This is a genomic window from Novosphingobium sp. (genome assembly GCF_039595395.1).
GTDB lineage: Bacteria > Pseudomonadota > Alphaproteobacteria > Sphingomonadales > Sphingomonadaceae > Novosphingobium.
Map to the genome: position 1 here is coordinate 1116531 of NZ_JBCNLP010000006.1, position 23965 is coordinate 1140495.

At 65.6% G+C, this 23965-nt stretch carries 19 protein-coding genes; 13 read left to right on the forward strand and 6 right to left on the reverse strand.

Annotated features, from left to right (window positions below):
- Nucleotides 1-174 precede the first annotated feature (174 nt).
- The 3 genes from ABDW49_RS24765 (at nucleotide 175) to ABDW49_RS24775 (ending at nucleotide 6422) form a co-directional block, all read left to right on the forward strand.
- Nucleotides 175-2961, forward strand: coding sequence for a TonB-dependent receptor (locus ABDW49_RS24765; RefSeq protein ID WP_343616163.1), 2787 nt, complete (start codon nucleotides 175-177; stop codon nucleotides 2959-2961).
- A gap of 70 nt (nucleotides 2962-3031) precedes the next feature.
- Nucleotides 3032-4282 (forward strand): histidine-type phosphatase, encoded by a 1251-nt coding sequence (locus ABDW49_RS24770; protein ID WP_343616165.1) that lies wholly within the window; start codon nucleotides 3032-3034, stop codon nucleotides 4280-4282.
- A 28-nt stretch (nucleotides 4283-4310) separates the two neighbouring features.
- Nucleotides 4311-6422 carry a phospholipase C, phosphocholine-specific gene (locus ABDW49_RS24775; RefSeq protein ID WP_343616167.1) on the forward strand — a complete coding sequence of 704 codons (2112 nt, stop codon included), beginning with the start codon at nucleotides 4311-4313 and terminating at the stop codon, nucleotides 6420-6422.
- Between the two features lie 26 nt (nucleotides 6423-6448).
- On the opposite strand, the gene ABDW49_RS24780 is transcribed toward ABDW49_RS24775, so the two are convergent.
- Nucleotides 6449-6883 (reverse strand): GNAT family N-acetyltransferase, encoded by a 435-nt coding sequence (locus ABDW49_RS24780; RefSeq protein WP_343616169.1) that lies wholly within the window; start codon nucleotides 6881-6883, stop codon nucleotides 6449-6451.
- 177 nt (nucleotides 6884-7060) lie between these two features.
- Here ABDW49_RS24780 and ABDW49_RS24785 point away from each other — a divergent pair, with 177 nt between their 5' ends.
- The 7 genes from ABDW49_RS24785 (at nucleotide 7061) to ABDW49_RS24815 (ending at nucleotide 14072) form a co-directional block, all read left to right on the forward strand.
- Nucleotides 7061-7708 (forward strand): energy transducer TonB, encoded by a 648-nt coding sequence (locus ABDW49_RS24785; protein ID WP_343616171.1) that lies wholly within the window; start codon nucleotides 7061-7063, stop codon nucleotides 7706-7708.
- The gene (locus tag ABDW49_RS24790) at nucleotides 7705-8214 is read left to right on the forward strand and encodes a sigma-70 family RNA polymerase sigma factor (protein WP_343616173.1); all 510 of its coding nucleotides are present in this window, start codon (nucleotides 7705-7707) and stop codon (nucleotides 8212-8214) included. Before ABDW49_RS24785 ends, ABDW49_RS24790 begins: the two co-directional genes overlap by 4 nt.
- A gap of 84 nt (nucleotides 8215-8298) precedes the next feature.
- Nucleotides 8299-9216, forward strand: coding sequence for a FecR family protein (locus tag ABDW49_RS24795; protein WP_343616175.1), 918 nt, complete (start codon nucleotides 8299-8301; stop codon nucleotides 9214-9216).
- A gap of 123 nt (nucleotides 9217-9339) precedes the next feature.
- A complete protein-coding gene (locus tag ABDW49_RS24800; protein ID WP_343616177.1) occupies nucleotides 9340-11850 on the forward strand; it encodes a TonB-dependent receptor in 2511 nt (836 codons plus the stop codon).
- Nucleotides 11851-11872: 22 nt separating this feature from the next.
- The gene (locus tag ABDW49_RS24805) at nucleotides 11873-13462 is read left to right on the forward strand and encodes a PepSY-associated TM helix domain-containing protein (protein WP_343616179.1); all 1590 of its coding nucleotides are present in this window, start codon (nucleotides 11873-11875) and stop codon (nucleotides 13460-13462) included.
- A complete protein-coding gene (locus ABDW49_RS24810) occupies nucleotides 13459-13749 on the forward strand; it encodes a DUF3325 domain-containing protein (protein ID WP_343616181.1) in 291 nt (96 codons plus the stop codon). The genes ABDW49_RS24805 and ABDW49_RS24810 overlap by 4 nt, the downstream gene beginning before the upstream one ends.
- Nucleotides 13750-13760: 11 nt before the next feature.
- Nucleotides 13761-14072, forward strand: a complete 312-nt coding sequence (locus ABDW49_RS24815) for a hypothetical protein (RefSeq protein WP_343616183.1) — start codon at nucleotides 13761-13763, stop codon at nucleotides 14070-14072.
- A gap of 16 nt (nucleotides 14073-14088) precedes the next feature.
- Here the strand turns inward: ABDW49_RS24815 and ABDW49_RS24820 are convergent, their stop codons facing one another.
- The gene (locus ABDW49_RS24820) at nucleotides 14089-15327 is read right to left on the reverse strand and encodes an alginate export family protein (RefSeq protein ID WP_343616185.1); all 1239 of its coding nucleotides are present in this window, start codon (nucleotides 15325-15327) and stop codon (nucleotides 14089-14091) included.
- 14 nt (nucleotides 15328-15341) lie between these two features.
- Complete coding sequence (locus tag ABDW49_RS24825; protein WP_343616187.1) at nucleotides 15342-16703, reverse strand: cation:proton antiporter; 1362 nt, start codon at nucleotides 16701-16703, stop codon at nucleotides 15342-15344.
- Nucleotides 16704-16926: 223 nt separating this feature from the next.
- Here ABDW49_RS24825 and ABDW49_RS24830 point away from each other — a divergent pair, with 223 nt between their 5' ends.
- Genes ABDW49_RS24830 through ABDW49_RS24840 form a run of 3 tightly spaced genes read left to right on the forward strand, consistent with a single transcriptional unit; the run spans nucleotide 16927 to nucleotide 19212 of the window.
- A complete protein-coding gene (locus ABDW49_RS24830) occupies nucleotides 16927-17175 on the forward strand; it encodes a type II toxin-antitoxin system Phd/YefM family antitoxin (protein ID WP_343616189.1) in 249 nt (82 codons plus the stop codon).
- On the forward strand, nucleotides 17175-17666 hold the full coding sequence (locus ABDW49_RS24835) for a PIN domain-containing protein (RefSeq protein ID WP_343616190.1): 492 nt from the start codon (nucleotides 17175-17177) through the stop codon (nucleotides 17664-17666). Before ABDW49_RS24830 ends, ABDW49_RS24835 begins: the two co-directional genes overlap by 1 nt.
- 19 nt (nucleotides 17667-17685) lie before the next feature.
- Nucleotides 17686-19212 (forward strand): tryptophan halogenase family protein, encoded by a 1527-nt coding sequence (locus ABDW49_RS24840; RefSeq protein WP_343616191.1) that lies wholly within the window; start codon nucleotides 17686-17688, stop codon nucleotides 19210-19212.
- A 54-nt stretch (nucleotides 19213-19266) separates the two neighbouring features.
- Here the strand turns inward: ABDW49_RS24840 and ABDW49_RS24845 are convergent, their stop codons facing one another.
- From ABDW49_RS24845 to ABDW49_RS24855, 3 genes are read right to left on the reverse strand one after another with little or no spacing between them, the layout of a single operon-like run.
- Entirely contained in the window at nucleotides 19267-20556 is a 1290-nt protein-coding gene (locus ABDW49_RS24845) for an HlyD family type I secretion periplasmic adaptor subunit (RefSeq protein WP_343616193.1), read from the reverse strand.
- On the reverse strand, nucleotides 20553-22274 hold the full coding sequence (locus ABDW49_RS24850) for a type I secretion system permease/ATPase (protein ID WP_343616195.1): 1722 nt from the start codon (nucleotides 22272-22274) through the stop codon (nucleotides 20553-20555). Before ABDW49_RS24850 ends, ABDW49_RS24845 begins: the two co-directional genes overlap by 4 nt.
- The gene (locus tag ABDW49_RS24855) at nucleotides 22271-23689 is read right to left on the reverse strand and encodes a TolC family protein (protein ID WP_343616197.1); all 1419 of its coding nucleotides are present in this window, start codon (nucleotides 23687-23689) and stop codon (nucleotides 22271-22273) included. Before ABDW49_RS24855 ends, ABDW49_RS24850 begins: the two co-directional genes overlap by 4 nt.
- Nucleotides 23690-23965: the final 276 nt, after the last annotated feature.

Consider the following 23965-nt stretch of genomic DNA (forward strand, 5'->3'; position numbering starts at 1 on the left):
CTGGGGGCTCTCCAAGGATGGGCGCTGCGGCGGATGGTGGGGCGCGGGTTCTTAGGGAGCATTTGGTGACGAGTTGATGACAAAAAATTTTGTTTTTGCCGCCCCGGAATCTCCGCCTCCCCTGCGTCCTTCGCCTTCGAGCGGCCAATGGTGTGCCGCCAACTGGAGGCTGACATGCATCTCTCTCTTCGTCCGGGCTGGCTGGCCGGGGTGGCCACTCTGGCGTTGACCACCCCTGCTTTCGCGGCGGCGCCTGTGGCCGGCTCCCCGGCTGCCGAACCGGCAGCGGCAAACGCGACCGACAACAGCGCCGATCAGGCCGACAGCATCGTCGTGCTGGCCAAGCGCGCCGATGCCGCCTCGCTGGAGTTCCGCTCCTCCGTGCCGGTGGCGGCGCTCTCGCAGGAGGATCTGCAGCACACCGCCGTCCACAATGTGGCCGAGGCGCTGGGGCTGCTGCCCGGCGTCAATGTGATGAACACGGGGTCGTCCTATTTCGGCGGCGTCGATGGCGCCTCGCGCGGGGAAGGCATGTTCGTGGGCATCCGCGGGCTCAATTCCGAATATAACGTCAATCTGATCAATGGTGTGAATGTGGCGCAGGGCATGCCCTACAGCCGTCAGGTGCAGTTGAGCCTGCTGCCGCCCTCGGGCCTGAACACCATCGTCGTCGAAAAGGCCTCCACCGCCGAGATGAGCGGCGATGCCATCGGCGGCACGGTGGATTTCCGCACGCCCAACGCCTTCGATTTCGCCAAGCCCTTCCATATGTCGGTGGCGCTGTCCGGGCGGATGGAAACGCGCGATCAGGATTACGGCAATGCCGGGCTCGGCGGGGGTTTCAATGCCGACATCGCCAAGCGCTTTGGCGATGAGGGCCAGTTCGGCGTCTATGTCTCGGGCTATTACGACCTGCGCCATTTCACCAACAGCGAACTGGGCGGCGTGATGGCCGCGCAGAATGATGGCGGCTGGGGCTATCTGCTGGCCGGGGATTCCAGCGGCAAGACTTCTGCGGCCGGGCTCAACCCGCAGCACAACATCACCCAGACCGGCATCGATTTCGGCTCATCGAGCGGCTACACTACGCGCTGGGGCACCAATGCCAGCTTCGACTGGCACCCGGACGACACCACGCAGGTCTATCTGCGCGGCACCTGGGCCTCGGCCAAGACCGAGCAGGATTCCACGCTGGCCGAATATGTCTCCGACAGCAAATCGTGGAAGCAGGTGCCGGGCACCAGCAATTACCTGCTCTCGGTCAACACCATCTCGCCGCGCGTGTGGTATGAAACCAACCCGGAACTCGCCAGCCTGGGCACCGCCGCGCTGGGCCTGCGCAAGCAGATGGGCACATGGACCGTCTCGCCCCAGCTTTTCTACTCCGAAGGCCATAATGACCGGCCCGACCATATCGAGGCCTCCGAACGCCTGAACCAGCAGGACAATTACAACAACGGCCAGAGCCTGCCGCTGGGCGGCCAGTCGATCACCTACATCAACGGCCTGCCTCAGCCGGTGCTGACCAGCGCGATCAGCAACGCGATGAACAATGCCAACACGGTGCAACTGGCGCGCGGCGCGGGTCAGCTCACCTCGGAATACAGCGGCCAGACGAAATATGGCGGCCGCGTGGATGTCTCGCGCGATATCGACAATTCGGTGCTGCAGCAGATCCGCTTCGGCGGCAATTACGCGATCAGCCATCGCCTCTTCACCGAAGTGGACTGGAGCAACGGCAAATTCGCCAATCTGATCGGCCATGGCGGCGAGACATGGCAGTCGCTGGGGCTCTCCAACAGCTATTACAGCCAGGCCTTCCCCGGCGTGTACAACATCCGCCTGCCCAAGGTGAACCAAGCCGCGCTGTTCAACTATTTCTACCAGTACAAGAACGACAGCAGCCTCGACACCTGCGGCGGCACCACCACCGACAACCTCAACTGCGACACGATGCGCGGCAGCGAGGCCGTCAGCGCCTTCTACCTCACCGGCACGCTGAAAAGCGGCAATCTGGAGGTCATCCCCGGCCTGCGTTACGAGCATACCGCCATCCACAACACCTATTGGCTGATGGGCGACGGCAACAGCGTGCAGAGCGGCTGGGGCAACAACAGCACCCATTACAATGAGTGGCTGCCCAGCCTTTTCGCCAATTACCGCCCCAATTCCAACGCCGTCTATCGCGCCGACCTGTGGTGGAGCTACACCCGCCCGGCCTTCGTCCAGCTTGGCGGCGGCGCGACGGTCAGCGTGGGCGATACGGTGACGACGATCACCCAGGGCAACCCCAACCTCAAGCCCATTCAGGCGATGAATGTCGATGCCTCGGGCGAGTGGAAGTTCGGCCGCGAGACCCAGTTGATGAGCGGCTTCTACTACAAGCATCTGCGCAACTACATGTATGACAATGGCAGCGGCTACATCAACAGCGGCACGCTGGCCGAGAACACCACGATCTATCAGACGCCGCAGAACGGCGGTTCGGGCGATATCTATGGTCTGGAGGCGCAGTTGCGCACCCGCTTCACCGGCCTGCCCGAATGGATGGGCAAGCTGGGCGTCAACATCAACGGCACCCGCCAGTGGACCAGCGTGGACATCGGCGCGGGCGTGATGAAGCAGGTGCAGAATGCTCCGGCATGGCTCGCCAATGCCCAGCTCTTCTGGGAGAAGGGCCCGGCCGAGGTCGACATCAGCTTCAAATATCGCGGCGAATATGTCTCGCAATATGCGGCGCTGGGCATCGGCACCTGGGACGATCTCTGGGTGCGCCCGCTCAAGACGGTGGACGCGCATGTCGGCTATCAGTTGCAGCGCAATGTGCGCGCCGATTTCTCGGTGGCGAACATCTTCGGGGCCTACAGCTACTGGTCGCATGTCGGCCATGACACGGCGGCTCTTTCCGATGTGGTCGATTCCGGGCGCACCCTGCTGCTGACGCTGAAGTGGAGCCTCTGATCTGTCACCTTCCGGGGCCATGGCACTGCGCCGTGGCCCCCTTTACCCTTATATGCCCCGGAGTTTTGTGATGATCGCCCAGCCTTTCGTGCGCCGCCTGCGCCTTCTCGGCCTGACGCTGGCCATCAGTCTGCAGGCCGCCCTGCCGGCGCAAGCGCGCCCCACCACAGAGCGGATCGAAAGGCTGGTCCTGCTCTACCGCCATGGCGTGCGCGCGCCCTTGCCCGGTGAGGCCGGGCTGGCCGATCTCGCCCCGGCCCCCATGGCGCAGTGGTCCACCGCGCCGACCCTGCTCACCCCGCATGGCGCGCAGGCGCTGACCCTGCTGGCGCGCTGGCAGGCCGGGCAATGGCGCCACCTTGGCCTGTTGCCCGCCCATGGCTGCCCGAGCCCGCACGATCTCACCATCCACGCCAATGCTACTGAGCGCACCATCGCCAGCGCTCATGCTCTGGCCGAGGGCTTTGCCCCCGGTTGCAACCTGCCCGTGGAGCATAAGCCTTTGGGCCAGCACGATGCCCTGTTCGAACCGATGGAAGCCGGCACCGCCACCGTCGATGGCCGGCAGGCCGCCGAGGATGTCAACCGCTACACCGGCGGCGCCCCCGCCATGGCCGCGCGGCAAACCCCGGCTCTATCCACGATGGAGCGCGTTCTGGGCTGCGACAGGACACCTGCCCCCTGCCATCTCGCCACCATGCCCGGCGCCATCGCCAGCAGCGCCGATGGCCATGGCCTGTCGCTGACCGGGCCGATCGACAAGGGCTCGGGCACGGCGCAGGTCTTTCTGCTGGAGTATATGGAAGGCATGCCAATGGAGCATGTCGGCTGGGGGCGGACGACGCCTCAGGCGATTGCCCTGATGAGCCCGCTGCATGCCGCGCTTTTCGATGTCTTCGACCGCTCGCCCTATATGGCCCGGCGCAGCGGCGGAGAGCTGGCGCGTCAGGCCCTGACCGCCCTGTTCGCCCCCGACCAGCCCCGCCTGACCCTGCTGGTCGGCCATGACAACAACATCGCCGCGCTGACCTCGCTGCTGGGCGCCTCCTTCCGCGTGCCGGGTCTGGGCCGCAACGATCCCCCGCCCGGTGGCGCTCTGCAACTGGCGCTGGTGAAGCACGGCGACGGCAGCACCAGCGTCAAGGCCTCTTACGTGGCCGCGACACCCGATCAGGTCCGCCATCTGACCCATTTCAACCGCCGGCAGCGCCCCTATGAGCAGGCGTTGAAACTGGGCCTCTGCCCCCAGCCCGCCTGCCCCGCGCAAACCTTCCGCCAGCGCCTGACCGCGCGCCTGTTGCCCTCTGTCACAAACCGCTGATACGCCGGGCCAATCAGGAGAATCATCAATGATCGACCGCCGAGCCCTGCTGCGCCAATCCCTGCAAGGGGCGGCCTTCGCCTCCCTGCCTGCCGGGCTCGCCCCCATTCTGGCGCGGGCGGCCAGCGTCGCGCCAGACCGGCGCACCGGCACGATTGGCGATGTCGCCCATATCGTCGTGCTGATGCAGGAAAATCGCGGCTTCGACCATTATTTCGGCACCATGCCGGGCGTGCGCGGCTTTGGTGACCGCTTCCCCATCCCGCTCCCTGCCGACCCGGACGGCACACCCCGCACCGTGTGGGACCAGCGCGACGCCGCCGCCAGTCCGCCGCGCCGCATGCGCCCCTTCCCGCTCTCCACGCAGCAGGATTTCGACCTGATGCGCATGCTGGGAACCCCGCACACCTGGTCCAACGCTCAGGCCGCGTGGGACAATGGCCGCATGGCGCATTGGCCAGAGGCCAAGACCCAGCGCGCCATGGCCTATTACCAACAGGCCGACATTCCCTTCCAATGGGCGATGGCCGACGCCTTCACGCTGTGCGATGCCTATCACTGCTCAATGCAGACCGGCACCAACACCAACCGGCTGTTCCTGTGGACCGGCAGCAACGATCCGCTGGGCAAGGGCGGCGGCCCTGCGATCAACAATCCCGACGACGATCTGGCCAAGCCCGATGCCGCCAGCAGCCCGCGCTTTTTCTGGACGACCTACCCCGAAAGGCTGGAGGCGGCGGGCGTCAGCTGGCGGGTCTATCAGGATATGGCGGACAATTTCACCGACAATCCTTTGGCCAACTTCCTGCAATATCGCGCGGCCCATCGCGGCGATAAGGACTCGCGCAAGGTGCTGGCCGAGAAGGGGCTGAGCACGCAGGCGCTCGACGCGCTGCGCGCCGATGTGCTGGCCGACCGCCTGCCGCAGATCAGTTGGGTGGTGGGCACGGCGGAAGGATCGGAACACCCCGGCCCCTCCAGCCCGGCGCAGGGCGCGGCCTATACGGCGAAGGTGATCGAGGCGCTGACCGCCAATCCCGCCGTCTGGGCGCGCACCGTGCTGTTCATCAATTTCGACGAGAATGACGGCTTTTTCGATCACGTGCCCCCTCCCGCCCCGCCCTCGCCCGATGCCGATCTGCCGGGCGGCTTCGCCGGCTCCAGCACCGTTTCCACGCTGGGCGAATATCACAACCTGCGCGCGCCGGGCGCCGAGGGCGACGATCTCAACCTGCGCGGGCGGCCCTATGGGCTGGGGCCGCGCGTGCCGATGTATGTGCTCTCACCCTGGTCGCGCGGCGGGCGCATTCATTCGGAGGTCTCCGACCACACCTCGGTGATCCGCTTCATGGAGCGCCGCTTCGGCGTGCAGGAGCCCAACATCAGTCCGTGGCGCCGCGCGGTGTGCAGCGATCTGACCAGCGCTTTCGATTTCGCTCACAGCGCGCCGATGCAGCCTCTCCTGACTCCGGCGATGTCCGCGACCATGGCCGCGGCGCCCGATCGCGGCGCGCGGGCCCATGCCATCGCCAAACAGCCCGACGCCCACCCGCCCGAAAACCAGCCTTTGCCCGCGCAGCATCCCGGCATCCGCCCGGCCTGTCCGGTACGCTATCGGCTGGAAGTGTCCGGAGGCGTTACGGATGACAGCATAGCGCTGACCTTCTCCGCCGCAGAGGGGCTGGCGGGCGTGTTTCAGGTCTATGACCGGTTGCGGCTCGATCTGGTGCCCCGCCGCTTCACCGTCGAGCCGGGCAAGCAGGTGACCGACCATTGGCCGCTGCATGGGGCAGACAAGGCCTATGATCTGTGGGTGCTGGGGCCCGCCGGTTTCCATCGCGCTTTTGTCGGCACGGCAGCGGCGCGAGAGCCCGGCCTCACCTGGTCGATCAGCGATGGCCGCCTGAACCTGACCGTCAGGCCGGGGCATGGCGGGGTGAAGGTTTCCCCGCAGGCCTATCTCGCCCATCACCACGACTGGTCCCCGGACACCGAGGGCGGCAGCATGGCATGGGCGCTGGCCCCCACCCACGGCTGGTATGATCTTCTGGTCGAGGCACCGGGCGGCTGGCAGAGGCGGCTGGCGGGGCGCGTCGATGGCGCATGGCAGGCCATCACCGATCCAGCCGGCGTGCCATAACGCCGGATCCGTTCGGTCCGATCCCTTTACCGGTCGAGGTCGGCGCGCGATTCCAGCAGGATATAATCCTGTCCATCCGCGCGCCCCTGACCGATCGGCATAAAGCCGTTGGCCGCGTAAAAGGCGAGCGCAGCCGTGTTCCGGGACACACATTTGAGCCGATAGGGCCTTGCCGGCCAATCCGGCAAGGCGCGCAGCAGCACCTGCCCGATGCCACGACGCAGAAAAGCGGGATGGACATGCAGATGGTGAATGAAGTCGTCCGCCTCCCAGACCGAGACAAAGCCCGCCACTGTCCCGCCCTCCAGCGCGATCATCTGCATTTCGCCCTCGGTCTGACTGTCGAAATCATCGAGGGCCTGCGCCGATGATGGCTCCCAGACGAAGGCTGTCCGGCGGGATTGCATAAACAGATCACGCAGGCCCGGCAGGTCTTCCGGCACAGTCTGACGAATGATCACCGTCGCTCCTGTCGATCAACATATCGTTCCAGCGCGGATATATCGCGGGCCATGACAGGCGCCACCGGAAAAGCCCACGCCATCATGCAATCGAGGCTATTGCAAATCATTCGCATGTTACTATGAGGCAGGCGCATGACCGCCTCGCCGCCCATTCCCGCCCCTCGCCCGGAGAGGATGAAGCATGCATCGCGCCCTCCGCTGCGCGGCATCGAGCTGGGGATCACTTGCGCGGTGCATGCTCTGGCGGTGGCGGCAGGGGCTTTGGCGTTCAACTGGCAGGATACCGGCGAGGAAGGACGCAAGCCCTTGCCGCAAACAGTGCTTGTTGCGATGCACCATCAGGATCAAACGCCTACCTCTGCGAAAGCGGCTGCCGCCGCCGACACGCCAAAGCCTGCCCCCTTAGCCAGCAGGCCCGCCCCCATCCGGTCCGACGATCCCATGCCCGCCCTGCCGCAGGATGATGAAGCACCTGCACCGCCCGCTGCGCCAGAGGGACGCGAGGCCCCCGCGCAGGAGGTCCAGTCCTATCGCCGCGCGATCATGGCCCGGCTCGAAGCGCGGCGCTTCTATCCCGATGCCGCCCTGCGGGGCGACTGGCAGGGCAGCGGCGCGGTCCTGTTCCGCATCGAGCGCAGCGGGCGCCTGCTAGACGCCACTATCGCCAACAGCACCGGCCATGACGCTCTGGACAAGGCCGCGCTTGGCATCGTGCAGCGCGCCTCGCCTTTCCCCGCCATCCCCGACAGCCTGCCCGACGAACTGGCCATCACCATGCCCGTCGCCTTCCTGCTCGAACATCCCTCGGGCGCGCAACCATGAGCGGCAGCGATGCGGCGATCGTCGCCCATCATCAGGCCTCGCTGACGGCCTATGTCCGCTCGCTGGTGGACTCGCCGCCGGTGGCCGCCGATATCGTGCAGGAGACATGGGCCCGCGCAATCCCCTCGCTGCGCAGCGGCAAGGTCGAGAACCCGCGCGCCTTCCTCTATCGCGTGGCGCGCAATCTGGTGAATGACGGCGCCCGCCACCACAGGAAATGGTCGCCCTGGCTGGGCGGCGAGGAGATGGCCGCGGCCATCCCCGACGACACCCCCGACCCCGAGCGCCATGCGCTGGCCCAGAACCAGTTGCGGATCGTGCTGGATCTGGCCGAGGCCCTGCCTCCGCGCTGCCGCGAAATCTTCACGCTGCGCAAGCTGGAGGGGCTCGACCAGAATGAGATCGCCGGGCGGCTGGGCATCACACGCGGTGCGGTGGAAAAGCAGTTGCGCCACGCCTTGCTGGTGCTGGCCACCCGCATGGGCGAGATCGAAGGCGCCCTGTGATCCACCTTTCAGCGCCTGTCGATGTCGCGTTTTGCCCGCCCATCCCGTCTTGTAGGATGACACCGCCTGCCGGAGGGATGTGCCATGAATGACAATCAGCCCCCCATCCCCGCCGCCATCGCGCAGCAGGCCGCCGACTGGATCATCCGCCGCGACGATGGGCCGCTGCCGCCCGAGGATCAGCAGGCTTTTGACCAGTGGCTGGCTGTTCCGGCGCATCGCGATGGTTTCACGCGGCTGGAAAGCCTGTGGGGGGCACTGGACGTGCCGCCCCTCGCAAAGCCATCCCCTGTCCGCCCGCGCCGCCGATGGATCGGGGGCAGCATCGCGGCGGCTCTGGCCCTGACCGTGCTGGGCGCGCTGGAGGACTGGCCCATGCTGCTGCGCGCCGACTACACCACCGGTGTCGGTGAGAGGCGCAGCGTCGCTCTGGCCGATGGATCGCATGTCACGCTGGACAGCGGATCGGCCATCGCGGTCGATCTGTCCGGAGCCCGGCGGCGCATTCGCCTGCTGAAGGGCGCGGCGCTGTTTACGGTCGCGCCCGATCGGGCCCATCCCTTCACCGTCGAGGCCGCCGGGGGCAGCGCCACCGCGCTGGGCACCGCTTTTGCCGTGCGCAAAGACGATGACAGGGCCGAGATCGTGGTGACCCAGCACCGCGTGGCCGTAGCAGGCAAAGGCCGCTCCGAAGTGGTGAGCGAAGGGCAGCAAGCCCGGTTCGGCGCGGAAACGCTGAGCCCGGTCGAAGCCGCAGCCGACGGCGCCACCGCCTGGACCAGCGGCAGACTGGTGGTGGTGGACCGCCCGCTGAGCGAGGTGTTGGCCGAGATCGCCCGCCATCGGCGTGGCTATCTCACCGTGACCGGATCGGCGGCGGATCAGCGCGTCAGCGGCGTCTATGATCTGGACCATCCGCTTCTGGCGGTGGAGAACATCCAGCGCAGCCTGAAGCTTCGCGCTTTCCGCCTCTCCGACCGGATCATCATCCTGCATCGCTGACCTTTTTTTCAAAAAAATCTGCGACGCTTGGTCGTCATTTCCATCCCCGCTCCGTCTCCAATTTCGAGAATGCGTCGCAACAGCAAAATTGCGATGCCTGATGGACGACGATGGGGGTCTTGAATGAACGAGATGATCGGGAACGGCCGTGCGGCCGCGCGCCTGCTGGCCACGGCCTTGCTTGCGGGCTCGGCTCTGGCGGGAGGCACACTGCTTTTCGCGGCCAGTGCAGCGGCGCAAAGCTCCCTTGCCACGCATGCCTACACCATTCCGGCGGGCGCGCTGAGCGATGCGCTCAACCGTTTTGCCCAGCAGAGCGGCCTGCAGCTCAACTATGACGCCGCCCTGACCAGAGGCCGCACCACAGCCGGGCTAAGCGGGCAAATGTCCTCCCGCGATGCGCTCTCGCAACTGCTGTCGGGCACCGGGCTGGTCGCACACGCCAGCGGGGCCGATGCGGTGACGATCGCCCCGGCCACCACCGGCGCCATGACGCTCGATACGCTGCGCGTCGAGGACAAGGCTGCGGCCATTCTGGCCAGTGCCGGGGGCGACACATCCGAAGCCGATGCCGATGAAGACGCCATCAGGCGCGGCACGCCCATTCTGGTACTCGGCCACAATGAGCAGATCGACGCCGCCGCCAGCAGCGGCCCATGGGGCGCCAAGGCGATCATCGACACGCCCTATTCGATCAATATCACATCGCATCAGATGATCGAGACCATGGTCGCTTCGGACATGGACCAGATCTTCAAGATGAACCCGGTGGTGCAGAATTCCGCGCCCTCCACCGTCTATGGCACGCCCTATGTGACGATCCGCGGCTTCGATTCCCAGAAAGGCATTGTCGATGGGCTGCGCCTGTCCTCCACCCTGACCGGCATCGCCACCGAGGAGCTGGAGCGGGTCGAGATCATGAACGGCCTGTCGGGCTTCATGTATGGTGCGGGCAATCCGGGCGGCGTCGCCAATTATGTGCTGAAGCGCCCGACCTACAGCCGCACCGCCGATATAACCGGGGGCAATTATGGCGGCCAGCAGTGGTTCGCTCATGTCGATCTGGGCAACCGTATCGATAAGAACGGGGTGCTGGCCTATCGCCTGAATGTCTCATGGCAGGATGGCCGCACCTCCAAGAAGAACCAGAATCTGGCCCGCACGCTGATCAGCGGCGCCATCGACTGGAATGCCGCGCCCAATCTGCTGGTGCAGGTGGAAGGCGCCCATACCTATTACCGGCTGCAGGGTATCGATTCCCGCTTCTATGCCTATGCCAACAGCAGCTTTGGCGCGCTCAACCACTGGATCCCCGCGCTGGACAACAGCAAGACCTATACGCCAAGCTGGACCTACAACCAGACCAAGACCGACCGCATCGGCGCCAATGTGAAATGGAAGCTGGACGATACATTCAGCCTGCGCGCCGCCTATCTCTACAAGCGCGACCAGTCGGAATCGATCAACATCTATCCGGCCTATTATGAGGACAGCGGCTATGCGAACGGCTGGCCTTCACGCAGCGCGCCATCGTGGAATTTTGCGATGGGGGCCTATGCCTATCTCGACAGCAGCTTCCAGACTTTTGGCATCAGGCATCATCTGACGCTGGGCGCTTCGGGTGACAGTCTGCGGGTGGTCAGGCATCTCACCGCTTCGGTCAGCGCAACCGCCTCGCCCGCTTTCACCAATCCCGACGATCTGATGAGCTGGGCCATGCCCACCGCGCTGAACGCCACGGATTGGGACGGTACCTACAAATCCAGCTACACCACCAACGCCAACGTCATCATCGGCGACGATATCCAGTTCACCGACCGACTGGGCGCGCTGGTCGGCCTCAACCGCACCACGATCAACGCGAAGAATTACACGGCGACCGGCGTGACCTCCTCGGCCTATGACAAGACGGCCTATACGCCCACCGTCTCGCTGGTGTTCAAGCCGGTCAAGCGCCTCACCACCTATGCCAGCTATATGCAGGGGCTGGAGCAGGGGACGATCATCCCCAATGACCCCGCCTACAGCAATCCGGGGCAGATTTTAAAACCCTTCCTGTCCAAGCAATATGAGGTGGGGGTGAAATATGCCCCCTCCAGCGCCTTGCTGCTGACCAGCGCGCTTTACCGCATCGAGAAGGCCAATTCCTATGAGGGCCGCACGCCCGACGGCAAGATCACCATCACCCAGGATGGCGTGCAGGTGCACCAGGGGCTGGAGCTGACCGTCACCGGGCAATTGACCAAACATCTCTCAACGGTGCTGGGCGGCTCCTTCATGGATCTGAAGGTCACCAAAGCCGCCGATCCCACGCTGATCGGCACCCGCCCCACCGGCGTGAGCGACCGGCTGCTCAAGGCCTATCTGGATTACAGCCTGCCATGGGTGCCGGGCCTGTCGGTGACGGGCGGCGCCTATTACGCGGGCACGATGTACAAGGACAGCGCCAATCTGCAGAAGATCCCCGGCTATACGATCTTCGACCTGGGCCTGCATTTCAAGACGCAGGTGGACAGGCATGCGCTGCGCTTCGACCTCAACATCGCCAACATCACCGGGCGGGATTACTGGGCGACATCCTATTCGCTGGGCATCCCGCGCAATGTCGCCTTCTCGGTGAAATACGGCTTCTGATGGGCCGGAGGGAGCGCGCATCATGACACAGGGTCAGCCCAAGCAGGGCCTGCGCCAGTCGATGGCATGGCTGCACACATGGGTCGGGCTGCTGCCGGGCTGGGTGCTTTATGTGATCTTCGTCTTCGGCACGGCGGCCTTTTTCCAGCATGAGATCGACGGCTGGATGCGGCCGGAACTGTCCTCGGAAACGCGGGTCTCCCCTCGCGCTCTTGCTGCTGCCGATGCGGTGCTGAAGGCCCGCGCGGCGGGAGCGGAAAGCGCTTCCGTCTCGCTGCCCAATGCCCGCGGGGGCAGCGGACTGGACCTGTCATGGCGGATGAAGGGCCAGAAACGCGGCGAGACCGGCAACCGCATGACCCTGGACCCCGCCACCGGAGAGCAGGCGCAGATCCGCGCCACCAAAGGCGGTTATTTCCTCTATCGGTTCCATTTCGACCTGCATTACATGCCGGTGATGTGGGCACGCATGCTGGTGAGCATCGCGGCTCTGGCAATGCTGGTGGCGATCCTGTCAGGCGTTGTCACCCACAAGAAGATCTTCACCGACTTCTTCATGCTGCGCTTCGGCAAGGGCCAGCGAAGCTGGCTCGACGCGCATAATGCCAGCGCCGTGCTGGTGCTGCCCTTCTATCTGATGATCACCTACACCGGCCTGGCGACCTTGTTGTTCACGCTGATGCCATGGGCGCTGGCCGCCAACTTCCCCGATCGGCAGGCCTTTTACAAAGCCGCCTATGCCGCCGCCCCCGAACGCGAAGCCGGCGGCAAAGCCGTGCCCACCATCCCTCTCGCCCGCATGATCGAAACGGCGCGAGGCCAATGGGATGGCGCCCTGCCGACCACCATCGGCATCGACCATCCCGGCGACAGCAACGCCACCATCACCCTCTATCCCGAGCAGGGAGGCTGGGGCCGTCCATCCTATCCCTCGCTCTATCTCGACGGGGCGAGCGGGGCGCCCTTGCCCTCGAACCAAACCGAGAAAGGCGCCGCGCAAGCCACATGGCGGGTGATGGTCGATCTGCATATGGCAGAGTTTGCCGGCTATGGGCTGCGCTGGCTGCTGGCCTTTTCGGGCCTTGGCGGCGTGGCGATGGTGGCGACAGGCCTGTGCCTGTGGTGCGTCAAACGCCGCGCCCGCCTGCCCGATCCGGCGCGGCCTCACTTCGGCTTCCGGCTGGTCGAGGGGCTCAACATCGGCTTTATCCTTGGGAGCCCGCTGGGGATCGCGGCCTATTTCCTCGCCAACCGCCTGCTGCCCTTTGACATGCCCGACCGCGCCGCATGGGAGATCAACAGCCTGTTTATCGCCTGGGGCGGCGTGCTGGTGTGGGGCCTGGGCCGCGCCTTTGCCTGCCATGCCGCGCGCGCATGGATCGAAATGCTGGCCCTGTGCGGCACGCTTTTCGCCGCCATTCCCTTGCTCAATGCCCTGACCACCACGCGCGGCCTCGGCCAGAGCCTGCCCGCCGGGGACTGGGTCTTTGCCGGTTTCGACCTTGCCATGCTGGCGCTGGCGGGCGGCTTTGCCTTCACCGCGCGCAGACTGGCCCAGCGCAAGGCGCGCCCTGCCCCCCGCCAACGCGCCAGACAGGAGATCGCGGCATGACCCATCTGCTCACTGCTCTGCCCTGCCTGCTCGGCTTTGCGCTGCTGCTGTTGGCCATGGCCCGCCACCAGCAGGACTGGCTGAAACGCAAGCTGCCCCCGCCCACCGGCCGCCTGCTGCGGATCTCCGGCTTTGCCCTGCTCACCGCCGCTTTCGCCATCGCCGGGCTGGGTTTTGGCTGGACTTATGGCACGCTGGTCTGGTGCGGATGGCTCTCCGTCGGCTCTGCCATCACCCTCACCGCCCAGACCAACCGCGAGCGCATCCTCGCCCTGCTGCGCCGATGAAAGGCCTTTCCATGCCCAAATCGATCTTCTCCACGGCGGCACGCCACCGCTGGTCGGTGGCCTCGCGCACGCTGGCGGGGACGCTGGGCGCCTATGTCGTCGCCGCGCTGGCAACGGTGGCGCTCTCACTGGTGCTGGCGCGCTGCGGCATGGCGCGCAGCGAAGCGGTCACCGCCGCCACGCTGGCCAGCTTCATCCTCTTTGCCGCCATCGCCATGACGGTGTTTCACGCGAGCAGCCCGGCGCGGGCATGGCGCGGGCTGGCACTCGCCGCCATGCCGCTGGCGCTGATGGTCTGGCTGCTACTTCCCGCTCAGGCCTAGCGTGCGGGCAGCGCCCTCACCATATCCAGTCCAGCGTCACGAACAGCTTGTTGGTGTTGGTGGCAAAGCTATCCGCATGATAGCGCGCATAGCGAACAGCCGCCGCATAGCGCCCGATCCGCGCCGTCGCGGCCAGATCCAGCTCATCGCCATAGTGCAGCGACAGGCGGTCACTGTCGAAACGGTGATAGGTTGCCGCCAGACCATAGCTCTTGATCTTGCCGCGCCCCTTCCAGTTGGTCGCCAGCGTCGCATAGGCATCACGCAACCCATTGGGCGGGGTGGTGGAGAGCTTACCGGCCCAGCCCTGCCAGCGGAAGAAGGAGGCGAGCGGGGTCTGCACGCTGGTCAGCGCGATGCCCTTGTCAGCACCCAGAACTTCATAACCCACCGTGCCAGCCAGAACCTTGCCCGCCAGTGTCGCTTCGCCCAGCCCATAGAGCACGCTGTAATCATTGGGGTTTCGCGCATAATTGCTCTGCCACGCGACACTGCCGATATAGGACAGCTTCAGCCCATCCCCCAGCGGCCTGCTGCCCGCCAGACGCACGCCATAGGTCTGGCTGGAGAGCTGATAGGCCGACAGCGCGACCGAGTCCTGATCCACCAGATAGGCAAAGGCCGACACAGTGCCGAGCGGCGTGGCATAGCCCACAATGCCGAACCAGTTGTGGCCGGGGATCGACTGCGGCCGCGCCGGGGTGCCCTGAATGCCGTTCACGGTACGCACCGACCATGAGTAGGAGGCATCCACGCTGAGCCCTCCGACCCCGGCCCATTGCACGCGCACGGCATCGAAGGTCTGCTCGTTCTGGCGCCAGGGCATCGATCCGACAAAGCGCTGGTCAGCCAGTTCCAGCAACTGGCGCCCGGCGGTCACCTTGATCCCCCGGTTGGCGTAGCTGAGCTGCGCCCTTGTCAGTTGCACCGTCTGGGGGTCGGCGACCAGCGGCAAGGGCCGCCCGTTGAACCCGTCATTGTAGCGCCCGTCGAGCGCGAGGGTCCCTTCCCCTTCCACAATGGCGGAAAAGGGGCCCGTATCGGCCTGCGCGCCGCTGCGCAGGCGCAAGGTCAGGGCATCGGCGCTGTCGGCGATACCCGCCTGCTCGACATGCTCATAGCGCAGGCGGGCATCGATCAGAGGCTTGAGCGTGATGTCCTGAGCCTGCGCGCAAGACACGCTTCCCCCGGCGAGGGCGAGCACAGCCGCCCCCATCACGGCGGGCGCAAGCGCCCGACCGGTAAAATGGACCATGACTGTCTCCGGGATCAGGCGGCGTCGAGCACCAGGCCATCGGGAAGGGCGTCCAGCTCGCCCTCGCTGCGGGCGCGGCGGCCATAGACCAGCTCGAACAGCGGCCCGGCCATCATCGTCGTCACGATGGCCATCAGCACCAGCATCGAGAACAGCGCCGGGCCGATGATGCCCTTCTGCAGGCCGATGTTGATGATGATCAGCTCCATCAGCCCGCGCGAGTTCATCAGTGCACCGATCCCCAGCGCCGTGCGGTTGTCCTCGCCCGAAAGGCGCGCCGCAGCCCAGCAGGCCCCGAATTTGGCCAGCACGGACACCGCGAGCACAGCCAACGCCACCAGCAGCAGCGGCAGCGAATTGACCATGTCCATCCGCGTGTTGAGCCCCGAATAGGTGAAGAACATCGGCAGCAGCAGCACCACGGCCAGCGGCTCGACCTTGCGTTGCAGCTCCTCCACGAACAGGCCGCGCGGCATGCAGGCGCCCATCACGAAACCGCCGAAGATGGCGTGGATGCCGATCGCATCCATCAGGAAGGCCGACAGGCAGAAGAGGATCAGCGTCACCGCCAGAACGGTCATGCTCATCTCGCCCTTGGCCTCCACCGCTGCGCCCAGCGGCGCCAGCAGGCGGCGGCCCCACAGCAGCATGAAGCCGACGTACAGCACCGCTCCGCCGATCGCCAGCAGAGCCACACCCGGACCGCCGCCAAAAGTCGCCAGCACGATGGCCAGCACACACCAGGAGGCGGCATCGTCAAAGGCGCCCGCCGTCAGCGACAGCGTGCCCAGCGAGGAATTGGCCAGCCCGCGCTCGTTGATGATGCGCGCCAGCATGGGAAAAGCGGTCAGCGCGATGCAGGCGCCCATGAACAACGTGGCATTGGCCTGGCTGACGCCGGGCAGGAACAGCCCCGGCACGTCAAGCAGCCAGGGCGTGATCAGCGCGGCCATCACAAAGGGCACGACAATCCCCGCGCCCGACACCATGCTCGCGCTTTTGGCCTTGCTGCGCACATGGTCGAGCCGCAGGGTCAGGCCCACCATGAACATATACAGCCCCACGCCCAATTGCGCCCCGGCATAGAGCACATTGCGCGTCTCCCTGGGGAACAGGGCCAGTTGCGCATCCGGGAACAGCAGCCCCAGCAGCGACGGCCCCAGCACCACGCCCGCGATCATCTCGCCCACGACCTGAGGCTGATTGAAGAGCTTTTTGCCCGCCCAGCCCACGATGCGGCAGGCCAGCAGGATCACCGCCAACTGCATGAAGAAATGCACGCTGAAATCACCCGGCGTATAGCTGTGGCTTGCCTGCACCGCCGGTCCATGCGGTGACAGCACCCCGGCCACCGTCGACCTCAGACTCTCGATCATCCCCTGCGTCATAAGACCTTTCCCATTCCCCTTGGCGGCGCTCGGGCACCGCGATTGGGGGCGAAAGGAGCCAAGCCGGCGGCATCGCGCAAGCCCGAACCAGCCGGGCCAGCCCGATGACCGACATTTTCTTCAAGGCCATCGCCCTTCTGTTGCGACCATGCTACATTGTAGTAACGTACCTACATTATAAGCAGAGGGATGGAGGCAAGGCATGCGGGCAATGTCCAGCCGTGAATTCAATCAGGACGTGGGCCAGGCCAAACGGGCGGCGCGATTCGAACCAGTGTTCGTCACCGATCGCGGGCGCCCCACCCATGTGCTGATGAGCATCGAGGCCTTCCAGCGCCTCTCGGGCGAAACCGAAAGCATCGTCGACCTGCTCGCCGCGCCATCCGTTGTCGCGCTGCCCCGTGCACGGCAGGATGGCCCGCAAGGCGATCCCTGGCAGCATCGACCGGCCAGCCGCTGATGCATCTGCTCGATACGCCGATTGTGCTGGCCCTGCGCGAGGCGCGCGGCGGCACCGCCGATCCGGGGCTGACCGCCTGGGCTACCGGCGTATCGCGCCAGAGCCTGTTCATCTCGGCGCTCATTCTTCATGAGCTGGAAAGCGAGGCTGTCCATGTCGCGCGGCAGGACAAGGCCGCCGGGGCGGTCTGGCGCGCATGGATCGACGATCAGGTGATGCAGGCCTTCAACGGGCGCGTGCTGAGCATCGATGCCCCGGTGGTGCGCCGCGCCGCCCAGTTGGGCTATGAGGACCAGCGTGACGGGCTGCTGGCCGCAACGGCGCTGGAGCATGGCTTCACGCTGGTGACGCTGCGCCCCCGCGCCTTTCGGCAGGGGCGGGTCCGTCTGTTCAATCCGCTGGGCTATGTTCCGGCAACCGGGGTGGACGACTGGCGGCAGGCCGCAAGGGCTGGCCCGGCATGGATCAAAAACCTGTTCGTGCGCAGCTAAAAAGGGTAGAGGGCAGAGCGTGGAGGGCAAACGCGAGATCCTGATTGTCGGCGGCGGCACCGCAGGCTGGTTGACGGCCTGTTATCTGGCGAAATTTTTCGATCTGCCCCGCCACCCCGCCCTGTCGATCACGCTGGTCGAAGACCCCAGGATCGGCATCGCAGGCGTGGGCGAGGGCGCCTTCCCGACGCTGCGCAGCACGCTGGAATTTCTCGGCATCGACGAATTCGCCTTTATCCGCGAAACCGCCGCGACCTTCAAACAGGGCATCCGCTTCGACGATTGGCTGGATACGCCGGTCGATGGCCGCCACAGCCACTTCATCCATCCTTTCGAAGCGCCGCTCTATGCGCATGACGCCAATCTGGTGTCGCACTGGCTGTCGCAGGACAAGGCATCGCGCCCGCCCTTTGCCGAGGCCGTGACGATCCAGCAGCGCGTCGGGCAACATCATCGCGGACCCAAAACCGGTGCCGAGCCGGGCTTTGCCGCACCGCTCAACTATGCCTATCATTTCGACGCCGCGCGGTTTTCCGCCATCTTGGCCGATCGCGCCAGAACGCTGGGCGTCGTGCACCATCAGGATCGCCTGCTGCATGCCGCGATGGACCAGACCGGCACCATCGACCATCTGCAATTCGAGCGCGGCGGCGAGATGGGTGCCGACCTTTATGTGGATTGCACCGGTCTGCGGTCCGAGTTGATCGGTGGCGCGCTGGCAGAACCCTTCACTTCCGTGAAGCACATCCTCTTCAACGACCGAGCGCTGGCCTGCCACGTTCCCGGCCCCACGGCTGATGCCCCCTTGCCCAGCTATACGCTGGCCGCCGCGCATGAGGCAGGATGGATCTGGGACATCGGCCTGCGCGACAAGCGCGGCGTGGGCTGCGTCTATTCCAGCGCGCATATGAGCGAGGATCGCGCGAGGGCTGTGCTCGCCGACCATCGCGGGGTGGGCGAAGCGGCGCAGGATGCGCGGCTGATCAGCTTCGAGCCGGGCTATCGCGCGCGGCAATGGGTGGGCAATTGCGTGGCGGTGGGCATGTCCGGCGGCTTTGTCGAGCCGCTTGAATCGACCGGCATCGTGGTGATCGAGGCGGCCGCCGCCATGATCGCGGAGATGTTCCCTTTCCACGGCCCCGTCGATGCCTCGGCCGACCGGTTCAACATGCTGATGACAGCGCGTTACGACAATCTCGTCAATTTCCTGAAGCTGCATTACTGCCTGAGCCGGAGAGACGAGACCTATTGGCGCGAGAATGTTGACCCGGCCTCCATTCCCCCTTCCCTGCAAACCATGCTCGATCGCTGGCGCCATCGCCCTCCGGGCCGTTTCGACTTCCTCATCGATGTCGAAACCTTTTCTTTCTTCAACTACCAATACATCCTCTACGGGATGGAGTATTGCACCGAAGCTGTCGGCGGCCCGGCAGGGCAGAGCGATGCCGGTTCGATGTTTGCCCGCATCCGCAATTTCAGCGATCAGGCCATTCGCGAATTACCCTCCCATCGGGATCTGATCGAGGCGATCAACATGGGGACGTGATCCGCCTGAAGCAACGCCCAACGGGCATGAGGCCCCCCTCCCTGTCAGATGGCCTCAGCGCTCGCGGAAGGCCTCGCCCGACAGGCGCGTGAACGGCGTGAGCAGGTAACGCATGATCGAGCGCTTATCGCCAATCAGGTTCACATCGGCCACCATCCCCGGCCCGATCGGCAAAGGGGCGCCATCGGGCCCTTTCAGCGCACCGGCCTGAACGCTGACCCGCACGGTGTAATGCGCCTCGCCGGTGCGTTCCTCCACGGTGGCATCGGGCGAGATATCGCTGACCTTGCCTTCCAGCCCGCCATAGACCGAATAATCATAGGCGGTGATCTTCACCAGAGCGCGCTGCCCCTTGCGGACAAAGGCGATATCCTCGGGCTTGACCATAGCCTCAACGGTCAGCGCGCCATCGGCGGGCACCAGTTCGAGCAAAGGCTCCCCCGCGCGCACCGACCCGCCCAGCGTGGTGAACAGCAGACGGTTGATGCGCCCGGCCATGGGCGCGCGCACCACCGTGCGCTGCGCCTTGTCGGCCAGCGCGGGCAAGGCATTCTGGCGCGAGGACAATTCGCCCTGAGCAGCAGCCAGATCGGTTGCCGCATGGGCGCGCCACTCCTGCCGCTGCTGCCCCATGCTGGCCCGCGCCTCGGCCAGAGCGGCTCGGGCGCGCTGAGCCGTGGCGGCGGCAGCCTCGGCCTCGCTCTGCGCGGCGATGGCGGCATTGCGGGCCTGCACCAGCGAGAGGCGTGGCTCGATGCCTTTCTCCACCAGCGGGCGCAGCACCTCGGCCTGTTCCCTGGCGGTATCGCGCAGAGCCAGCTTGGCGGCATGGGTGGCATCGGCCTCGGCAATGGCGCGCTGGGCCTGAGCGATGCGCGCCTCGGCGGTGGCCATGGTTCCGGCCAACTCGGCCTGACGCGCGGCATAGGCGGCCTTTTCGCGGATCACCGCTTCACCTTGCGCAGCAGGTGCGAAATGCGGCGCGGAACCCGCAACTTCAGCGGCCAAACGCGAAGTACGCGCCTTCAGCGCCTCGACAGTCGCCTCGCCGCTGCCCAGTTCAGCGGTGCTGGCGGTGCGGTCGAGCTGGATGAGCGGCGTGCCCGCGGCCACATCCATGCCCGGTTTCACCAGAATGGCGGCCACCATCCCGCCCTCCAGATTGGAAACGGTCTGCAGTCGCGCGGTGGGGATTACCCGCCCTTGTCCGTGCACAGTACGATCCAATTGGGTAAAACAGGCCCAGAGGATCGCCAGAGCGAAAAAGCCCGCGATGCACCACAGCAGCAGGTTCGAAGCCGCATTGGGGCGGATACGCGCGGCGCGGTCTTCCAGATGCATCATGCCGCCACCTGCGCGATCTGGGCCAGCACCGCATCACGCGGGCCATCGGCCACCACGCGCCCGCCCTCAAGCAGGATGATCCGGTCCACCAGCCTGAGCAGCGAGGGACGATGGGTAATCAGCATCAGGGTTTTGCCCTTCAATTCCCGCTCCAACCGAGCAATCAGCGCGCCTTCGCTGCCGACATCCATGGCGCTGGTGGGTTCGTCGAAGATCAGCATCGGCGGCTGTCCCGCCAACGCGCGGGCCAGCGCGATCGACTGGCGCTGCCCGCCCGACAGGCTGTCACCCCGATCACCCAGCTTCAGATCATAACCATTGGCCATACGGCCGATAAACTCATGCGCGCCCGAAATGCCGGACAGGCGCAGCAGCTCGTCATCGTCGATGGCGCGATCCAGCACGATGTTGTCGCGTACCGTTCCGGTGAACAGAACGCTTTCCTGAAGGGCCGCACCGATCTGGCTGCGCAGAAAGGCAATGTCGACCTGTGCCAGATCGGTGCCATCGATCCGCACCATGCCCTCCGCAGGCGGATAGAGGCCCAGAGCCATGCGCGCGATGGTCGATTTGCCCGAGCCCACCCGGCCCAGCAAAGCCACATGCTCACCGGGGCGGATCGTGAAATTGACCTCGCTCAGCGCCTTTTCGGCAGCGCCGGGATAGCGGAAGGACACATTGCGGAACTCGATCCCGCCCTCGATACGGGCGGGGCGCAAAGGCTCGCCCTCGCCGCCCTCGACCGGCATGGCCATCATGCCATCAAGCTGGCGATAGGCGGTGCGCGTCGCGGTCAGACGCGAGAGCAATTGCGCGATCTGCCCCAGCGGCGCCACCGCCCGCCCGCCCAGCAGCGAACAGGCGATCAGCGCGCCCGAGGTCAGTTGATGCGCCGCGATCATCGACACACCCAGAATAATCACCCCGGCATAGGAAATGGTCTGCGCCGAGGTGGCAATGTTCACCCCGATCGCTCCCACCAGCCGCTGCCGCAGCGACGAATCCGCATGGTGGTCGATCGCCGCCAGCCAGCGCCGCCCCATCAGGCCGCCGGCACCGCTGGTCTTCACCGTCTCGATCGCGCCGATGGTCTCGACCAGCACCGATTGCTTGGCCAGCCCCTCACCCATCGATTTGGCCGAGAGACGGTCCAGCGCCGGATAGGTCGCCAGCCCCGAGAGGATGACCAGAGGCACCATCGCCAGCGGCACCAGCACCACCCAGCCCCCCATCGCCGCGATCACCACCAAGGTGAGCGCGATAAAAGGCACATCAACCAGAGCCGTCAGCGTGGCCGAGGCGAAGAAATCGCGCAGCGTCTCCAGCTCGCGCATCATCGCCGCCAGCGATCCGGTCGAGCCCTTGCGCAGGTCCAGCCGCAGCGCCAGCAGCCGTGCGAAAGCCGCGCCGCCCAGCTTGCGGTCGATATCCATCCCCGCCATGTCGACGAAATAGCTGCGCAGGGATCGCAAAACAAAATCGAACACCACCACAATGCCCAACCCGATGCTCAGGCCGATCAGCGAGGATGTGGCATTGTTGGGCACCACCCGGTCGTAGACCGTCATCGAAAACAGTGACGACCCCAGCCCGAACAGGTTGATCATCGCCGCCGCCAGCGCGACCTTCAGATAGATCGCCTTGTTTTCCAGCATCGGCTGGACCAGCCAGGGCGCAAAGCGGGGGCGGGCAGGCGCGATGTCGATCTCGCGTGTCATCGGATGATCCGTTCCATGGCAGAAGCAAGCCCCAGCGCGGGCAGCAGACGGCCCGTGCGGGAAAGCAGAACATAATGAGCCGCATCGCGCTGCGAGAGCGCCTCAATATAGGCGGCGGCGGCGTCGAACATGGCGGTGTTGGAGGCCATCACATCGAAGAGGTCCCCGCGCGAGACGCGAAACCGCTCGGCCAGCACATCGCGTGAGCGGCGCGCGGCGATGTAACTGACCCGCAAGGCCGCGATCTGCTCGTTCAGGGCATCAAGGTCGGAGCGGGCGATGGCGGCATCGCGCGCGGCTTCCTCACGCACGCGGTCGGCGCGGGCAAGGGCGGCGCTGGCACGGGCATCGGCCTGATGGGCATGAGCGCTGGCACCAAAGGAAAAGCGGTAATTGAGCGAGACGCGCGCGCGCACATCGTAATTCTGATCGTTCTCGAACACGCCATAACGGCCCGCATCCATCCCCGCGCTGACCCTTGGCAACAGATCGGCATGGGCGGCCCGCGCATCCTTGCGACTGCCCGCGGCCTGAGCCTGCGCGCCCTGCACGGCAGGGCTGTCATCGGCGGCCTGGCGCGCGGCGGCGCCATCCTCGGGGGCTTGCCCCAGCAGAGGGGCACGGTCCAGCGTGCCGGGCGGCGGGGCTCCGGTCAATTGGCTGAAGCGCGCCTCGGCATTGGCCAGTTGGCGGCGATAACCGGCCAGCCGCGTGGCAATGGAGGCCGCCACGCTGTCCATGCGCGCCACATCGGTGGGGGCCGAGGCGCCGCGCTCGATACGCTCGGCCAGTGCCGCGCGCATCATGCCGATTTCCTGAGCATAGCCCATATCGAGCTGCACCAGCGTCCGCCCGGCATAGACATCATACCATGCCGCAATGGCGCGCAGGGCGATATCCTCCGCCGCGCTGTCCACGCCGGCCGCCGCCGCGCGCAACCGGTCACCCGCCGCGCCGATGCGGCGATTGCTCGCACCACCGTCGAACAAGGGCTGGTCCAGCGAAACGGTGGTGTCGGTCCGCTGCGGGGCACGCAGGCGCTCGATGACATAATTGGGATCGTTGTCGAAGCTGCGCGACAGGGTGCGATAGCTCGACAGGCCCAAAGTCACTGTGGGCAGCCGGGCAGTGCGCGCCTCGCTGCGGGCGGCGCGGGCCTCCTCTCCGGCGGCCTGCGCCTCGGCCAGAGCGGGGTTGCGCGCCACCGCCTCGGCCAGGGCCTGCCGGAAAGCATCCTCCGCGCCAGCGGCTTCGCCCAATGCCAGAACCGGATCCTGCGCCGGATCGATCGCCAGCGGATCGCCCTGAGGCACAGGCAAAGCGTGCAGCCCGGTTTGCGCCAGAGCGGAAACCGCTCCGCACAGCAGCGCTGCCCCGGCAAGGGGGCACAACACGATCCTGGAAAGCACACGCATGAAAGGGGGAAATCCTCGGCGGGGCTGCCCATGCCCCGAACGGGACGGGGCCCTAGCTTCTGCCTGCACAATCTGTCCAGACCCGTTGCTGGAATTTCGTCGCATAATTTGTATTAAAATATAAATATATAAGTTGAATGACGAATTTTTCTTGACGTAACAGTTATGTCTTATTTTATTCCTAGCAAATGACGGTCAGTCGGAGGGTGTACCGATACGACAGGACAATGAAGTCATTCTTCGATGTGAGACAGTCTGGATTATATAAATTTTTTA